This is a genomic window from Halostella limicola, assembly GCF_003675875.1.
Lineage (GTDB): Archaea > Halobacteriota > Halobacteria > Halobacteriales > Natronoarchaeaceae > Halostella > Halostella limicola.
In genome coordinates, this window is sequence record NZ_RCDI01000001.1 from 284,196 (window position 1) to 299,433 (window position 15,238).

Sequence of the window (15,238 nt, forward strand, 5' to 3'; positions counted from 1 at the left end):
CGGCCCTAAACCTCTGCGTCACGGACCGGCGCGCCCGGACGCACTCCCGCACTGACAACGACCCGCAAGGTGGCGACGTTTGCAGAACCCGGCGGGCTTATCTGTCGGGACGCGAAATCGGCAGGTATGACCGAGGAGTTCCTGCTGTTGAACCCGGGGCCGGTGCCGATCACGGACGAGGTGCGGACCGCCATGGACGAGGGGATGATCTCGCACCGGTCGTCGGAGTTCGAGGCCATCTACGAGCGCGCGCAGGACGGGCTCGACTACGTGTTCGAGCGGTCGTCGCTCGACGGCGAACCGACGTCGAGCGGCGGGACGAGCCTGGTCCTCAACGGGACGGCGACGATGGGGATGGAGGCCGCCGTCGCCAATCTGGTCGACGAGGACAGCGAGGTCGTCTCGCTCGTCAACGGCAAGTTCGGACGGCGCTTCGCCCGCATCGCCGACCGCTACTGCGACTGCACCCGCGTCGAGGCGACGTGGGGCGAGTCGTTCGAGATGGACGCGGTGCGCGAGGCGATCACCGACGAGACGGACGTGGTCACCCTCGTCAACAACGAGACCAGCACCGGCCTCCTGAACCCGACCGAAGAGGTCGGCCAGATCGCCGAGGAGCACGGCGCTCGCTTCGTCGTCGACGGCGTCACCAGCATCGGCGGCGACGTGCTCCGCGTCGACGACTGGAACATCGATATCGCCATCACGGACGGCCAGAAGGCGCTCGCCGCGCCGCCGGGGATCTCGGCACTGTACGTCACCGACGACGTGGTCGACGACTTCGACGGCGAGAGCGCGCCGTTCTACGAGGACTTGGACTGGCACCTCCGCAAGGCCGAGAGCCACCAGACGCCCTTCACGAGCGCGGTGCCGCTGTTCCGCGCGCTCGCGGTCGCCGTCGAGCAGATCGAGGAGGAGGGGATGCCGGACCGTATCGAGCGCCACCGCGCGCAGGCCGCCGCGTTCCGCGAGGGCTTCGCCGCCATGGGCCTCGACCTGTTCGCCGACGCCGACGGCCCCACCGAGTACTCGAACACGCTCACCGCCGTCGCGCTGCCCGACTCGGTGCAGGAGTCGCCCGAGGAGTTCTTCGCCGCGGTCGAGGAGCGCAACGTCTCGATCAGCGGCGGGCAGGCCCACCTCGGCGGCGACATCTTCCGCGTCAGCAACATGGGCAACCTCACCGCCGACCAGATCCTCCGCGGGATCCGGACGGTCGGCGAGGCGATGGACGAGGTCGGCGTGGACGTGGAGGTCGACGAAGGCGTCGCCGCAGCGCGAGAGCAGTTGTAAGCGACGCCTTCGTCGGAGATGCCGGTCTCGACGCAGCGCGCTCTGAACTCTGAGCGCGTCGCGACGTGCGGCGACGTCAGGCGATCGCGGGGACGCGCTCCCTGCTCGACGACCAGCGGTCGGTCGTGAGCCGCCGCCGCAAGAACGAGTCACCGTTTTTCGGTTCCGGCCCCTAGCGACGACTGCGGTACCCCGGCACCGCGTACCGCGTTCGGCGTTTCGGCGGCTCCCTTCCCCAAGCCCCCCTTCGCCGAACCGTTTTCCCACCCCCTTTTCGCTCCTCGCCGGTGACCACTCAGACACCTCAAGCGCAGCGCCGATCGGTCCCAGATTAGCTTTTTGAACGACCCTTTCCCTCTGTCACCGTCGAGAGAACGTGCCGTACGACCGGGAGTCGTCCCGGGTGTGCGGCGGCGCGGTCGTTGACGTACCTCCGCGCCCGCTGAACGACGTGGTCGACTGTGCGGCGTATTCGGTCTCGGCGGTCGTACGGGACGTCCGTTTCGTCGAACCACTCTCGCACCGCCGACACGCCGCCGACGCGGTCGATGTTCTCCTCCGCGGCGTGCTTGCGCGGATGGCGAAGCCAGTTGTACTCCTCGTGCGCGTAGACGTCGATACACTCCGGCCGCTGGACGAACAGGACGACGTGTACCTGACGGTCGGCGAAGGGGGACGACCGGTACACGTAGCTACCGTCAGCGCTCTCGCCAAGCGGAGTGAAGTGGTAGAAACTGACGGGGTCCCAGCCGAATCCGCGCTCGCGAAGCCTCGATCGGAACTCGTCGGCTGAGAGGCGCACGGTCCCCACGTAACCCTCGGGTCGGACGTGGTACTCCGGACGAGTGACTCTCTTCGCCAGGCGGTCTATCAACGGTCCCGCGCGGTGTCGTATCCGTCGCGAAACGCTTCCTCCGGTCGACTGGCCGGGCATGCGTTCTCGTACGCGCTCGACGCATGTGTCGTCCCGCATCGCTCGCACCGCCGACAGAACGACTGCGACGGCGGTCGCCGCGCTGGACGCCTATCGGTCGCAATCGTCCTCGTTCATGCCTAATGGTCGTTCGACCCGTCGTCGGTCTGGTCGTCCGCCGACTCTATCTCGATGTCCACGCCGTCCTCGATCGATTCCGCGCCGCCCGCGACGTTCTCGACCCAGAGGTTCGAGTCGAACTGCGCCTCCAGCGCCGCCAGCAGCCCCTCGGGATCGTACTGCTCGATCAGCAGGTCCGCCGCGGCCTCCCCGGCTTTCGCGCCGGCGGCCTGCCCGCCGACCTGCTCGACCAGCGGCCCCGCGGGCGACCGGGCGAGGACGTCCCTCACGGCGACGCGGCCGACTAGGCGGCCGACGACGCGGACCCCCGACTCGTAGTCGACGGCCTCCTCTATCGGTGCGTCCGAGAGCAGCGCCTCGACGTCGACGGCGTCGAGCAGGTCCCGGACCGCGTCGACGGCCAGGTACGCCGAGAGGCCTCGTTCGAGCGCGTCGATCGGATCGTCCGGCGCGTCTATCGCGTTCCCGTCGTCCATATCCGATAGCGGGGACTGCGACGGTTAAGGACTCGTGTCGGTTTCGAAAGAACAGATGACGTTGGAAAGCCGGACGGAGGCCTCAGTCGACGTTCCGCTGACAGGTGTCGATCCCAAGTAGCGCGTTCAGGCCGCAGAACCCGACGACGGCGTTGAACAGCAGGCCGGCGGCGGCGACGCCGACGACCGCGGCCTGCGTCCGGCGGTTGAACCCGAGCGCGAGGACCGCCGCGAGGCCGAGGAGGACGCCCAGAACGCCGCGGGCCTTGCGGTCCCGACCGCCGACGTTTCGACTCGGTGCGAGCGCGGACTCGGTCTCGGTGTCTGTCGTCACGCTCCCGACTACGGCGCGGAGCAGTAGAAAGGTTCGGCCGCGATCGCGTGCGGGCGCTCTGGACGGTACCTCACGCCTCCTCGGTCCCGCCGAACGACTCGGTCCGCTCCGCGTCGAGTCGGAGGAGGAAGGGGAGCGTCACGAGCGCGAGGAGGATTTCGAGGCCCCCCGCGACGAGGAAGGCGGTTCCGAACCCGTAGGCGTCGGCGACGGTGCCGCCGACGAGGAAGCCGGCGAGGAAGCCGAGGCTGCCGAACAGGTTGAACCCGCCCATCGCGGCGCCGCGCTCGCTCGCTGGCGCGAGGTCGGTGACGAGCGCCATCGTCGCCGGGGCCATCAGCGCCCCGAGGACGCCGACCAGCACCATGCCCGCGCCGGCGAGTTCGACCGTCGGTGCGCGTCCGACGGCGACGACGCCGAGGCCGTACAGCGCGGACCCGGCGAGGATGGGCAGGCGGCGGCCGACGCGGTCCGACAGCGTCCCGAAGGGGTACTGCAGGAGGGCGAACGGGGCGAAAAAGAGCGCGAGCATCAGTCCGGTGTCGCCCGCGCCGAGATCGAAGGCGGACCGGAAGTACAGCGTCCCGACCAGCGCGAAAAAGCCCGCGGTGAGGCGGTCGATGAAGCCGAAGGCGTACGGGATGCCGAGCGCGGGCGTGCCGACGAGGTTGCCGAGCGCGGCCCGCAGGTTCTCCTCCCGATCGGGGGTTCGGTCCTCGACGCGGAGGACCAGCACGCCGGCGACGAACAGTAGGCCGCTGGCGACGTACAGCGGTCCGAGCGGGTCGATCTCGGTCAGCTGCCCGCCCAGCGGCGCCCCCGTCGCCGTGCCGAGGCCGATGGCGATGCCCGCCGCGCCCATGTTCCGGCCGTGACCGCCCGAGAGGTCCATCAGCATCGTCATCGCGAGCGAGAACGCGCCGATGGTCGCCGCGCCCTGAAGCGCGCGGACGACGAGGACCGCCTCGAACGAGAGGTCCGTGACGGCCCCGGCAGCGGCGAGCGCGGCGTAGCCGACGCACCCGCCGACCGCCCCCGCCGCAATGAACGGGACGCGCTTGCCCGCGGCGTCGCTGGCCGCGCCCCAGACGCCGACGAAGGAGACGAAGGCGGCGAACTCGGCGACGAGGAACCACATGCTCGCGTCGAGCGCCGTCGTCGCGCCGAGCGCGGCGACGAGATCCGGCACGCCCGGGTACAGGAGCGTCTGGGCGAGCAGGACCGTGAAGACGACCGCCGCGAGCAGCCCTCGGTCGCGTCGTGTCCGGTGCACGGCGGCAGTTGTCGCTCTCGGATGAAAAGCGCCCCGAGTCGCGAGCGCTCCCCGGGATCAGGGCGCGACGGCCGCGAAGAGGTCGATCAGCCGGCCGACGAGCGAGTTCGGCCCGTCGGCGGACTTCCGACCGCCGCCGTCGCGGCGCGACGCCCCCGCCGGGGTCAGCGACCCATGCTCGGCCTCGACGGCCGACAGCGGAATCCCGAACGTGACGCGGTCGCTGCCGGCGAACAGGAGGTCCGTGGCGTGAAAGCCGTCGTCGCGCTCGACGCCGATCAGGCTCCCGCTGTCGCCGGCGGCGCTCATCGGGCCGAACGTGTCCACGCCCTCGAACACTGTCGGTTCGTCGTGGTAGCCGCGGACGCGGATCCGGGTGTCCCGGCCGCGCAGGTCGCCCGTGGTGACGCCCGTCGTCCGGCCGCTCTTGGTGAACGTCGCGTCCCGCGTCGGCTCCTCGAACCCGGCGAGCCGGCCGACGTCGAGCACGTCGTCGCGGACCGCTCCCTCGTCGACGGCCACGAGGGCGCTGTCGGTCTCGTTCGGCCGGTCGCGCGCGATCGCGCTCCACTCCAGCAGGTCCCCGATCCGGTCCTCGGGACTGCCGCCGTCCGCGGGGCCGGGCTGGAGGAACGGGTCGCCCGCGGCGGCGTCGTCGACCGGCGCGGCGACGTGGGCGTTCGTGAGGACGACGGTCTCCCCGTCGCCGGTCCGCAGCGGCGGCGATCCGAGCGTTCCCGCCGACACGTCGGGGTGGCCCGCCGAGACCCCGGCGGGGGCGGGGCGCCACCGGTCCTGTCGACGCTGCGTCTGCCGGACGGCGGGCGTCCGGACCGCCTGGAGGGAGACGTCGCCGACCTCCTGCACGTCGGTCCGGACGGTCTCGCCGTCGATCTCGACCGTCTCGGGGATCGCCTCTTCGTCGTCGAGCTGGGCGCGGGGCAGCTTTCGGCTGACGAGGACGACCAGGCACTCCTCCTCTGTCGGCCGGTCGTCGACGCGCTTCGGGCCGACGGTGGTGCCGACGACGTTGGGGTACGATTCGAGCCGCTCGCGGACCTCGCGGGGGACCTCCATGTGTATAGTTAGCACGGCGACGCCCAGAACGAAAAGGTTCGCCCGCGGCGGAGTGACCTCGAGTGGGAGTGCAGGCTGCTACCGGGTGGCTGCCGGCGAACGTATACCACTCAAGAACGTACGCGCCGCATGCAAGGGGACCGATGCGGGTACGAGCACGACGTGGGGACGGCGATGGGCGGCGGTGCGGTCTGTTGCTGGCGACCGACGTGGAACGACGCCGAGCGGTGTCTTTGGCACGCCGACGTGGGCGGGAAGCGCGAAGTGGACCTCGTCGCCGCCGACCCCCGGCCGGGCGAGCGCCTCGACGGCGCGACGCTCCGGGGGGTGACGCTCGTCGACGCCGACCTCCTCGCGGGGTGTCGCCTCGACGACGCCGACTTCGCCGACGCGACGCTCGCGGGGTCGTCGTTCGTCGACACCGGGCTTCGCCGGGCGGACTTCCGCGGCGCGAGCGCCCGGGACGCGACCTTCGAGGGGGCTGATCTGGAGGACGCGACGTTCACGTCGGCCGACCTCCGGGGCGCGAACTTCCGGGACGCCCGCCTCTATCGGGCGGCGTTCACCGACGTGCGCCTCGACGACGCGACGGCGTTCGGCCACCGCGTCGTGTACGACGAACTGGCGACGGCGGCCGACGACCCCGTCGAGGTGACGTCCCACTCGGAGCCCGCCATCGCGACGTACCGCGAACTCCAGCGCGTCTGGCGGGACAACGTCCTGCCCGGGCGCTCGCAGGAGTACTTCCTCCGGGAGATGGACCTGCGGCGACGGGTCGCCTGGGCGACCGGCGCGTACGTTCACGCGCTCCGGTTTGAGGGATCGCGGCTGGTCATGCGCTACGGCGCGAGCCCGTGGCGGGTGATCGCCGCGTCGATCGCGCTGATGGTCCTCTGTGCCGTGCTGTACCCGATCACCGGCGGCATTCAGGAGTCGACCGCGGAGAGCGCCATCACGTACCAACTGGAGGATCCGGCGGACGCGCCGCTGTGGGCGCTGTCGCTCGTCTTCTTCAAGAGCCTTTACTTCAGCGCCGTCACGTTCGCCACCCTCGGCTACGGCGACATGCAGCCGATCGGGGAGTGGGCGAGAGCCATCGCCGCCGTCGAGTCGCTGGTCGGGTCGCTCCTGATGGCGCTGCTGGTGTTCGTGCTCACGCGGAGCGCGCGGTGACGCGACGCGCCGCCCTGTGATACTCAGTGGCAAGATTTGCGAATCTTGCCGTAACTACGGGTTATATGCGTGTGTAGATATATGAGCGAGATACATGACTGACGACGACGAGTCCGCGGAGCCGGGCCTCTCCACGCGGAGCGTACACGCGGGGCAGGAAGCGCCCGACGCCGCGACGGGCGCCCGCGCCCCGCCGCTGTACCAGACGACGTCGTACGTGTTCGAGGACGCCGACCGCGCGGCGGACCTCTACGCGCTGGACGCCGAGGACCACATCTACTCGCGCATCAGCAACCCGACCGTGCGGACGCTGGAGGAGCGCCTCGCGAGCCTCGAAGGCGGTACGGGCGCGGTGGCGACGGCAAGCGGCATGGCCGCGCTCGACGCGGCGACGCTCGTCCTCGCGGCGGCGGGCGACAACGTCGTCTGCTCGACGGACACCTACGGCGGGACGACGGCGTACCTCTCGCACACCGCCTCGCGCCGGGACATCGAGGCGCGCTTCGTGGAGACCCTCGACTACGACGCCTACGAGGCGGCGATCGACGAGGACACCGCCTACGTCCACGTCGAGACCATCGGCAACCCCTCGCTGGTCACGCCGGACTTCGAGCGCGTCGCCGAGATCGCCCACGAGCACGGCGCGCCGCTGGTCGTCGACAACACGTTCGCCACGCCCGCGCTCTGTCGCCCGCTGGAAGCGGGCGCGGACGTGGTCTGGGAGTCGACGACGAAGTGGCTCCACGGCTCGGGCACGACCGTCGGCGGCGCGCTGATCGAGGACGGCGAGTTCGACTGGGAAGCGAACGGCTACGAGGAGGTCGCGGGCCAGAACCCCGCGTACCACGACACCGACTTCTCGCGGGACTTCCCCGACGCGCCGTTCACGCAGGCCGTCCGGTACCGGTCGCTCCGGAGCCTCGGCGATCAGCAGTCGCCGTTCGACGCCTGGCAGACGCTGCAGGGCCTGGAGTCGTTCCCCCTGCGGATGGAACGCCACTGCGAGAACGCCGCCATCGTCGCTGAGTACCTCGCGGACCACGACGACGTGGCGTGGGTCACCTACCCCGGGCTGGAGGACCACGAAACCCACGACAACGCGAGCGAGTACCTCAACGGCGGCTACGGCGGGATGATCGCGTTCGGGCTCGAAGGCGGCTACGAGGCGGGCAAGGCGTTCTGCGAGAACGTCGACCTGGCCTCGTTCCTCGCGAACATCGGCGACGCGAAGACGCTCGTCATCCACCCCGCGAGCACGACCCACGGCCAGTTGTCGCCAGAGGAGCAGCGCCAGGCGGGCGTCACGACCGACCTGATCCGCTTCTCCGTCGGCATCGAGGACCCCGCGGACATCCTCGCCGACGTGGAGCGGGGGATCGAGGCCGCGACACGATGAAGGCGACCGCGGGCACCGTCGACCTCGGCGAGTTCGAGTTCGAGAACGGGGAGTCGATCCCCTCGCTGGAGGTCGCGTACGAGACGTACGGCGAGTTCACCGGCGACAACGCCGTCCTCGTCTGCCACGCGCTCACCGGGAGCGCCCACGTCGCCAACCGCCGGCTCAGCGACGGCGAAGCGCCCGACACCGGCGGCCAGGCCCGCGCCTGGTGGGACGACATCGTCGGCCCGGGCAAGGCGATCGACGCGAAGGAGTACTACGTCGTCTGCGTCAACGTCCCCGGCTCGTGCTACGGCACGACGGGGCCGGCGAGCGAGAACCCCGAGACCGGCGAGCCGTACGCCACGTCGTTCCCGCCGGTCACCGTCACGGACTGGACGCGCGCCCAGCGGCTGGTGTTGAACGAGCTCGGCGTCGGCCGCCTCCACGCGGTCGTCGGCGGTAGCGTCGGTGGGATGAACGTGCTGGAGTGGGCGAAGCAATATCCCGACGACGTCCACCGCCTGATCCCGGTCGCCACCGCGGCCCGCCTCGACCCGCAGTGCCTCGCGCTCGACGCCGTCGCCCGGCGGGCCATCACCACGGACCCGAACTGGAACGGTGGCGATTACTACGACGGCTCGCCGGACTCGCCCGACGGCGGCGACCACCCGGACGACGGCCTCGCGCTGGCCCGCCAGCTCGGCCACGTGATGTACCTCTCGAAGGCGTCGATGGAGAAGAAGTTCGGCCGCCGCGCCGCCGGCCGCGACGCCGCCCGCGACGTGTTCCCCAGCGACCCCGCGGCCGGCTTCTTCCCGTACCGCGACGTGGAGTCCTATCTCGACTACCAGGCCGACAAGTTCGTCGACCGGTTCGACGCCAACAGCTACCTCTACCTGACGCGGGCGATGGACAACTACGACCTCGCCGCCGGCTACGACTCCGACGCGGCCGCGCTCGCGGCGTTCGAGGGCGAGGCGCTCGTCGTCTCCTTCACCGGCGACTGGCACTTCACCAGCGAGCAGGCCGAGTCGCTCGCGGACGCGTTCCGCGAGGCCGGCATCCCCGTCGCCCACCACGTCATCGACTCCGACCACGGCCACGACGCCTTCCTCGTCGAACCCGAGAACGTCGGCCCGCCCGTCGCCGACTTCCTGGCGGACGGCGTGGAGGGCCGGTCGATCACCGACACCGCCGACGACGAGGACGACGGCACCGACTTCGCGCCGGTCCACACGAGCCTGTTCTCGTAGCCCTCCGCCGTCGGCGTCGTCCGGGTGGCGACCGCGGAACGTCGAATCCAGCGTTGGAACTGTCTGCGAGTATTTTCGGAAATATACTGTATGAAGGAAAATCTTTTATGATATGTTTGTGTGTTTCCACGTACATGTCTCGTGAGGAACCGCCGACTCCGTCGGAGAGCGTACAAGACCCCGTCAACCGGGAGAACCAGGCCAGCTTCGTCGACAAGCTCCGGCTGCCGGAAGGAACCATCACCGGCGGGGGCGCGTTCGTGCTGGCGTACCTGTTCTACCGCCAGATCGTGACGTTCTCGATGACCGTGTCGGGCCCGATGGAGGAGGGTCCGGCCGCCTGGATCGTCTCCGGGTGGTACTTCTTCGCCAGCCACGGCGTCGGTCTGGAGGCGAGCGGGGAAGCCGTGGGGCTGGGCACGCTCCCGGTCAACACACTCTCGTCGTCGTTCAGCTTCGGCGGGTGGCTCCTGCAGGTGCTGATCCTGTTCCTGCCGGTCATCCTTCTCGTCGGCGCCGGCTACCTCGTCACGTCGTGGACCGACCCGGACGACCTCACGGAACTGGTGGCCGCGAGCGTGTCGGTCGCCCTGCCGTACCTCGTCCTGTCGCTCGTCGCGGCCGTGCTGATGTCGCACTCGTTCACCGACGAGCAGATGATCACGTCGATCATCCAGAGCTCCGAGCCCCTGGCGGACAAGTTCGACGAGGTCCCGGGTAACCTCGAAGTGGGCGTCAGCCTCGCCGACGCCGCCCTCTACGCGGGCGTCTTCTACCCCGTCGTGTTCGGCCTTGTCGGCGGCGCCATCGCGAAAAAGAACCTCCTGTTCGACGAACTCGCCGACGCGCTGAACTGAGCGGCGACCGTTTCGACCGACTCCTCGCGACGACGCTGCGTCGCGGGCGTCGCGTTACGCCGATCCGTTTTCGCGACCGTCGGATCGCTTCCCGGAGCGACGGCGCCGCCGCGGCGGTCGCCACCGACTCCGACGCCGCCACTCGCGAGCGCCCCCGTACCAGCCCCGCTACAGCACGCCGTCCTCTTCGAGCAGCGTCTGGAGCCGGTCCATCCGGGTGACGACCACGTCGCAGTGCGGACGGACGGCGTCTTTTGGCTCGAACCCGATCGCCTGTCCCGCGACCTGCAGCATCGGCAGATCGTTCGCCCCGTCGCCGACCGCGATGGTGTCGTCCATCGCGACACCGAGGTCGTCGGCGAGCGCTTCGAGCGCGTCGTCTTTCGTCCCCTCGATGAGCGGCCCCTCGACCTCGCCCGTCAGCGCTCGCAGGATTTGCCCGCTCGCGTCTCCCGAGGCGCGTTGCGCCTCGCCTTCCATCGGCAACCGATTCGCCACGATGCTGTCGACGCCGACGCCCTCCTTCTCCAGCGCGGCCTCGACGCCGCGCTCGAACCCGCCGGTGAGGATGGCGACGTGGACGCCCGCCTCCCGCAGGGCGGCGATGAGGTCCGCCGCGCCGGGGCGCAGGACGACCTCGCCGAACGCCGCCTCGGCGTCTTCCTGCGGGAGGTCCTCCAGCAGGGCCGCCCGCTCGCGGACGCTGGTCGCGTAGTCTATCTCGTCGTTCATCGCCCGCTCCGTTATCTCCGCCATCCGGTCGGCGACCCCGTAGCGCTCCCCGAGGAGCACGGTCATCTCCGAGTCCGAGAGCGTTCCGTCGAAGTCGAACGCGACGACTGTCATGGAGCGGAGTTCCGCGGGCAGCGTTGAAAAGGAAGCGATCCGACGCCCGTCGAGCGGCAGATTTCGCCGGGCGTGCCGACAAAGGAAGCGTTAACAGTGCCGCGATTATCCTGTCTCCCATGAAGGTACTCGTCACAGACCCCATCGCGGATGCGGGCCTCGACCGGCTCAGGGAGTCGGGCCACGAGGTCGTGACCGCGTACGACATCGAGGGCGACGAACTGCTGGAGGCGGTCGCGGACGCCAACGCCATGATCGTCCGCTCGGGCACCGAAGTCACCGAGGAGGTCTTCGAGGCCGCCCCCGAACTGGTCATCGTCGGTCGCGCCGGCATCGGCGTCGACAACATCGACATCGACGCGGCGACCGAACACGGCGTCATCGTCGCCAACGCGCCGGAGGGCAACGTCCGCGCGGCCGCCGAGCACACGGTCGCGATGGCGTTCGCGTCCGCCCGGTCGATCCCCCAGGCCCACGTCCGCCTCAAGGGCGGCGAGTGGGCGAAAGGCGACTACCTCGGCACCGAGGTCAACGGCAAGACGCTTGGCGTCGTCGGCCTCGGCCGCGTCGGTCAGGAGGTCGCGAAGAAGCTCGACTCGCTGGGCATGGACCTCGTCGCGTTCGACCCCTACATCAGCGAGGAGCGCGCCGCCCAGCTCGGCGCGGAGCTGGTCGATCTGGACGACTGTCTCGACCGCGCCGACTTCCTGACGGTCCACACGCCCCTGACCCCCGAGACGGAGGACATGATCGGGGAGGAGGAACTCGCCCAGATGGAGGGCGGCTACCTCGTCAACTGCGCCCGCGGCGGCGTCGTCGACGAGGACGCGCTCGCCGCCGCCGTCGAGGACGGCGTGCTCGCCGGGGCCGCGATCGACGTGTTCGCCGACGAGCCCGTCTCCCCCGACAACCCGCTGCTCGACGTGGAGGACGTCGTCGTCACGCCCCACCTCGGCGCGTCGACGGAGGCCGCCCAGGAGAACGTCGCCGTCTCGACGGCCGAGCAGGTCGTCGCCGCGTTCGACGAGGAGCCGGTCGTCAACGCCCTGAACGCCCCCTCGATCGACGAGAGCGCGTTCCCCCGCGTCGAGCCGTACATCGGCCTCGCCGAGACCGCCGGCAAGATCGCCGCGCAGCTGTTCGACGGCCGCATCTCCACCGTCGAAGTGCGCTACGAGGGCGACATCGCCGAGGAGGACGTCGAACTCGTCACCGCGAGCGGCCTGAAGGGCGTGTTCCAGCCCCTGGAGTGGCAGGTCAACGCGGTCAACGCCCCCCAGATCGCCGAGGAGCGCGGCATCGAGGTGACGGAGTCGAAGACCCGGCAGGCCGAGGACTTCCAGAGCCTCGTCACCGTGACGGTGTCGGACGGCGAGGAGTCGATCAGCGTCGACGGGACGCTGTTCGCCGACAACGACCCCCGGATCGTCCGCGTCGACGGCTACCGCGTCGACGCCATCCCCGGCGGCAAGATGATGGTCGCGCGCAACACGGACGAGCCGGGCGTCATCGGCCTCATCGGCAGCGTCATGGGCGACCACGAGGTCAACATCGCCGGCATGTACAACGCCCGCGAGACCATCGGCGGCGAGGCGCTGACGGTGTACAACGTCGACAGCGCCGTCCCCGACGCGGCGTTCGAGACGCTGGAGGCCGACGAGCGCATCATCGAAGTGAAGTACATCTCGCTGAACGGCGTCGAGGAGTAGGCGGCGGCGACGCGGGCGGCCGCTACTTCAGGAGGCGACGTAGCGGTCCGTCGCCCCGCCGCTCGCCGGTGCAGTCGCAGTCGCGCTCGCGCAGCAGCTTCTCGTACCGGTTTATCATCGTCTGTCGCCGTCGCCGCTCGCGGTCGAGGGCCGCTTCGAGGCGCACCACCTCCGCTCGCAGCTGGGCCACCTGCGTGCGGAGGGCGACGCCCTCGGCGGCGTCGGCGTACTCCGGGAGTCGGTCCGCCGGCTCTGGCTGGTCGGTCTCCATCGCCGCGAACTATGCTACGGAGTGGCAAAACACCCCGGCAGACGGCCGTCCGCCGCCCGTATGACGCCGTTCTAGTCGTCGAGGTGTTCCAGCACGGCGTCGGTGTCGTTCGGCACGGGTTCGGGGTCGCCGCCGGCCGCCGCGGCGGCGTCCGGGTCCTTCAGGAGGTGGCCGGTGGTGAGACAGACGACGGCCTCGTCGTCCGAGACGACGCCCTCCTCGCGGAGCTTTCGCAGGCCCGCGACGGAGGCGGCGGAGGCGGGCTCGACGCCGACGCCCTCCGCGGCGAGCGCGCGCTGGGCGTCGGTGATCGCCTCGTCGGAGACCGCGACGGCGGTGCCGCCCGTCTCGCGGATGCCGGGCAGGGCCTTCGGCGCGTTGACGGGGTTGCCGATGCGGATGGCCGTCGCGCGCGTCTCGACCTCGTCCCAGCGCTCGGTGTCGTCCCAGCCGTTCTCGACGGCCTCGACCATCGGCGCGGCGCCCTCGGCCTGCACGCCGGTGAGCTTCGGCACCTCGTCCTCGTCGAGCGCGCCGCTCCGGACGAGTTCGCGGAAGCACTTGTACAGCGCCGCCGTGTTGCCGGCGTTGCCGACGGGGAGGACGATCCGGTCGGGGAACCGACCCTCGTCCTCGTAGAACTCCTCTAAGATCTCCAGGCCGATGGTCTTCTGGCCCTCCAGACGGAACGGGTTCAGCGAGTTGAGCAGGTACGCCTCGCCGCGCTCCGCGAGGTCCTGCACGATGTCCAGGCAGGCGTCGAAGTTGCCGTCGACCTCCAGGATGCGTGCGCCGTGGAGGCTGGCCTGCGCGACCTTGCCGGCGGCGACCTTGCCGGCGGGCAGGAGGACGAGCGTCTCCAGGCCGGCGCGGGCGCCGTAGGCGGCCAGCGCGGCGCTGGTGTTGCCGGTCGAGGCGCAGGCGAGGCGGTCGACGCCGAGTTCCTCGGCGACGCGGACGCCGACGGTCATCCCGCGGTCCTTGAAGCTGCCCGTCGGGTTCATCCCCTCGTGCTTGACGCGGAGGCGGTCGACGCCGACCTCGGATTCGAGGCGGGGGACCTCGTGCAGCGGCGTGTCGCCCTCCGGGAGGGTGACGCCGACCTCGAACGGCAGGGCGGCGCTGTAGCGCCACACACCGTCGGAGCGGTGCACCGACGAGCCTCCGCTCGCGCCGCTCCCGGAGACCCCCTCGCCCTCGAAGTCGTCGAACGTCGCCGGGTCGGCGTATCGCACCTCTAGCAGGCCGTCGCAGTCGTCACAGCGGTACCGGATCGCGTCGAACGGCGCGAACGTCGCGCCACACTCGATGCAGGCGAGCCAGACGCCGTCGTCTGCCTCGTCGGGGACGGCGTCGGCCTCGGCGGAGAGCGTCATGGAGCTCATTAGGGTGAGCAACGGGGCGGGCGGGGAAAAACGGTCCGCTCCGCGCGAGACCCGCCGCGGTCGGCAACGGGGCGCCCGCCGGTGCGAACGCCCGGGCTACGACTCCGCGCCGAACGAGTCGATGGAGTCGTGGACGACCTCCGCCCACTGGTCCAGCGCCTCGTGCAGCATCGTCTTCGCCTCCGGGAGCGGCGTCGCGGTGTACTGGTAGACGTAGCCGCCGGGATCGAGCAGGCGCCGCTCGCGCTCGGCGAGGCCCTTCTCCATCAGCGTGGTCAGCGAGCGGTTGACGTTGCTCCGGTCGCGGTCGAGTTCCTCGGCGAGCTCCTCGACGGTGCTCCCGGGGTGATCGAGCAGGGCGAGGTACGTCCGCGTCTCGTGGTCCTGGATGTCGAAGACGCAGGTCATCACGTCCCGGAACTCGGGCTCGGCGGTCTCCAACAGGTCGCCCATGTCCTGAGGCGACTCGGAGTCACTCATGCCCTCCAGTTCGGCGGGAGCGGGGTTAAAACTCGCGGCAGCGGCGTCCCTTTCGCACCGGCCGTCACCCCTCCGCTTCGATGTACCCCTGGTTCTCGATGCAGCGGCGCATCTCGGACTCCTCCTCGTGCTTGTGAAGCGTCGTCGGCGTGTCGCAGTAGTACACCGTTCCGTCGTGCCGGAGCGTCACCGTGTACTCCGAGCCGAGCATCTCGGTCTCGATGACCACCCGCCGCCCGTCCTTGAGCGCGTCGAGGATGGTGTCCGCGCCGAGTTCTCCAGCCGTCGCACGTAGTGGTTCAGCCATCGTCGTTGGCGACAGATCGCACTCCAGAGCTATCAGTGTTCCCGGATCGGCGTGTGTCAGACAGTATCA

At 70.3% G+C, this 15,238-nt stretch carries 16 protein-coding genes; 6 read left to right on the forward strand and 10 right to left on the reverse strand.

Annotated features, from left to right (window positions below; genetic code table 11):
• Nucleotides 1-126: 126 nt before the first annotated feature.
• Entirely contained in the window at nucleotides 127-1,293 is a 1,167-nt protein-coding gene (locus D8670_RS02590; protein WP_121816545.1) for a pyridoxal-phosphate-dependent aminotransferase family protein, read from the forward strand.
• A 331-nt stretch (nucleotides 1,294-1,624) separates the two neighbouring features.
• On the opposite strand, the gene D8670_RS02595 is transcribed toward D8670_RS02590, so the two are convergent.
• The 5 genes from D8670_RS02595 to D8670_RS02615 form a co-directional block, all read right to left on the reverse strand.
• Nucleotides 1,625-2,095 (reverse strand): hypothetical protein, encoded by a 471-nt coding sequence (locus tag D8670_RS02595; protein ID WP_162994132.1) that lies wholly within the window; start codon nucleotides 2,093-2,095, stop codon nucleotides 1,625-1,627.
• Nucleotides 2,096-2,346: 251 nt separating this feature from the next.
• On the reverse strand, nucleotides 2,347-2,823 hold the full coding sequence (locus tag D8670_RS02600) for a hypothetical protein (RefSeq protein ID WP_121816547.1): 477 nt from the start codon (nucleotides 2,821-2,823) through the stop codon (nucleotides 2,347-2,349).
• An 82-nt stretch (nucleotides 2,824-2,905) separates the two neighbouring features.
• Complete coding sequence (locus tag D8670_RS02605; RefSeq protein WP_121816548.1) at nucleotides 2,906-3,157, reverse strand: YgaP family membrane protein; 252 nt, start codon at nucleotides 3,155-3,157, stop codon at nucleotides 2,906-2,908.
• Nucleotides 3,158-3,227: 70 nt separating this feature from the next.
• Nucleotides 3,228-4,430, reverse strand: a complete 1,203-nt coding sequence (locus tag D8670_RS02610) for an MFS transporter (protein WP_121816549.1) — start codon at nucleotides 4,428-4,430, stop codon at nucleotides 3,228-3,230.
• 57 nt (nucleotides 4,431-4,487) lie between these two features.
• The gene (locus D8670_RS02615; RefSeq protein ID WP_121816550.1) at nucleotides 4,488-5,507 is read right to left on the reverse strand and encodes a hypothetical protein; all 1,020 of its coding nucleotides are present in this window, start codon (nucleotides 5,505-5,507) and stop codon (nucleotides 4,488-4,490) included.
• Nucleotides 5,508-5,636: 129 nt separating this feature from the next.
• Here D8670_RS02615 and D8670_RS02620 point away from each other — a divergent pair, with 129 nt between their 5' ends.
• From D8670_RS02620 to D8670_RS02635, 4 genes are all read left to right on the forward strand, one after another.
• Nucleotides 5,637-6,680, forward strand: coding sequence for a pentapeptide repeat-containing protein (locus tag D8670_RS02620; protein ID WP_121816551.1), 1,044 nt, complete (start codon nucleotides 5,637-5,639; stop codon nucleotides 6,678-6,680).
• Nucleotides 6,681-6,774: 94 nt separating this feature from the next.
• Nucleotides 6,775-8,076: an O-acetylhomoserine aminocarboxypropyltransferase/cysteine synthase family protein gene (locus D8670_RS02625; RefSeq protein ID WP_121816552.1), complete on the forward strand. Its 1,302-nt coding sequence runs from the start codon at nucleotides 6,775-6,777 to the stop codon at nucleotides 8,074-8,076.
• Nucleotides 8,073-9,314 (forward strand): homoserine O-acetyltransferase MetX, encoded by a 1,242-nt coding sequence (metX, locus tag D8670_RS02630; RefSeq protein WP_121816553.1) that lies wholly within the window; start codon nucleotides 8,073-8,075, stop codon nucleotides 9,312-9,314. Before D8670_RS02625 ends, metX begins: the two co-directional genes overlap by 4 nt.
• 134 nt (nucleotides 9,315-9,448) lie before the next feature.
• Complete coding sequence (locus D8670_RS02635; protein ID WP_121816554.1) at nucleotides 9,449-10,171, forward strand: DUF7978 family protein; 723 nt, start codon at nucleotides 9,449-9,451, stop codon at nucleotides 10,169-10,171.
• A 168-nt stretch (nucleotides 10,172-10,339) separates the two neighbouring features.
• On the opposite strand, the gene serB is transcribed toward D8670_RS02635, so the two are convergent.
• Nucleotides 10,340-11,017, reverse strand: coding sequence for a phosphoserine phosphatase SerB (gene serB, locus D8670_RS02640; RefSeq protein WP_121816555.1), 678 nt, complete (start codon nucleotides 11,015-11,017; stop codon nucleotides 10,340-10,342).
• 119 nt (nucleotides 11,018-11,136) lie between these two features.
• Between serB and serA the strand changes: the two genes are divergently transcribed.
• Nucleotides 11,137-12,726: a phosphoglycerate dehydrogenase gene (gene serA, locus D8670_RS02645; protein WP_121816556.1), complete on the forward strand. Its 1,590-nt coding sequence runs from the start codon at nucleotides 11,137-11,139 to the stop codon at nucleotides 12,724-12,726.
• Between the two features lie 22 nt (nucleotides 12,727-12,748).
• On the opposite strand, the gene D8670_RS02650 is transcribed toward serA, so the two are convergent.
• From D8670_RS02650 to D8670_RS02665, 4 genes are all read right to left on the reverse strand, one after another.
• A complete protein-coding gene (locus D8670_RS02650) occupies nucleotides 12,749-12,997 on the reverse strand; it encodes a hypothetical protein (protein WP_121816557.1) in 249 nt (82 codons plus the stop codon).
• Nucleotides 12,998-13,068: 71 nt separating this feature from the next.
• On the reverse strand, nucleotides 13,069-14,382 hold the full coding sequence (thrC, locus tag D8670_RS02655; RefSeq protein WP_121816558.1) for a threonine synthase: 1,314 nt from the start codon (nucleotides 14,380-14,382) through the stop codon (nucleotides 13,069-13,071).
• A gap of 96 nt (nucleotides 14,383-14,478) precedes the next feature.
• On the reverse strand, nucleotides 14,479-14,862 hold the full coding sequence (locus tag D8670_RS02660; RefSeq protein WP_121816559.1) for a Sta1 family transcriptional regulator: 384 nt from the start codon (nucleotides 14,860-14,862) through the stop codon (nucleotides 14,479-14,481).
• Nucleotides 14,863-14,926: 64 nt separating this feature from the next.
• Nucleotides 14,927-15,169 (reverse strand): DUF8001 family protein, encoded by a 243-nt coding sequence (locus tag D8670_RS02665; RefSeq protein WP_121816560.1) that lies wholly within the window; start codon nucleotides 15,167-15,169, stop codon nucleotides 14,927-14,929.
• Nucleotides 15,170-15,238 lie beyond the last annotated feature (69 nt).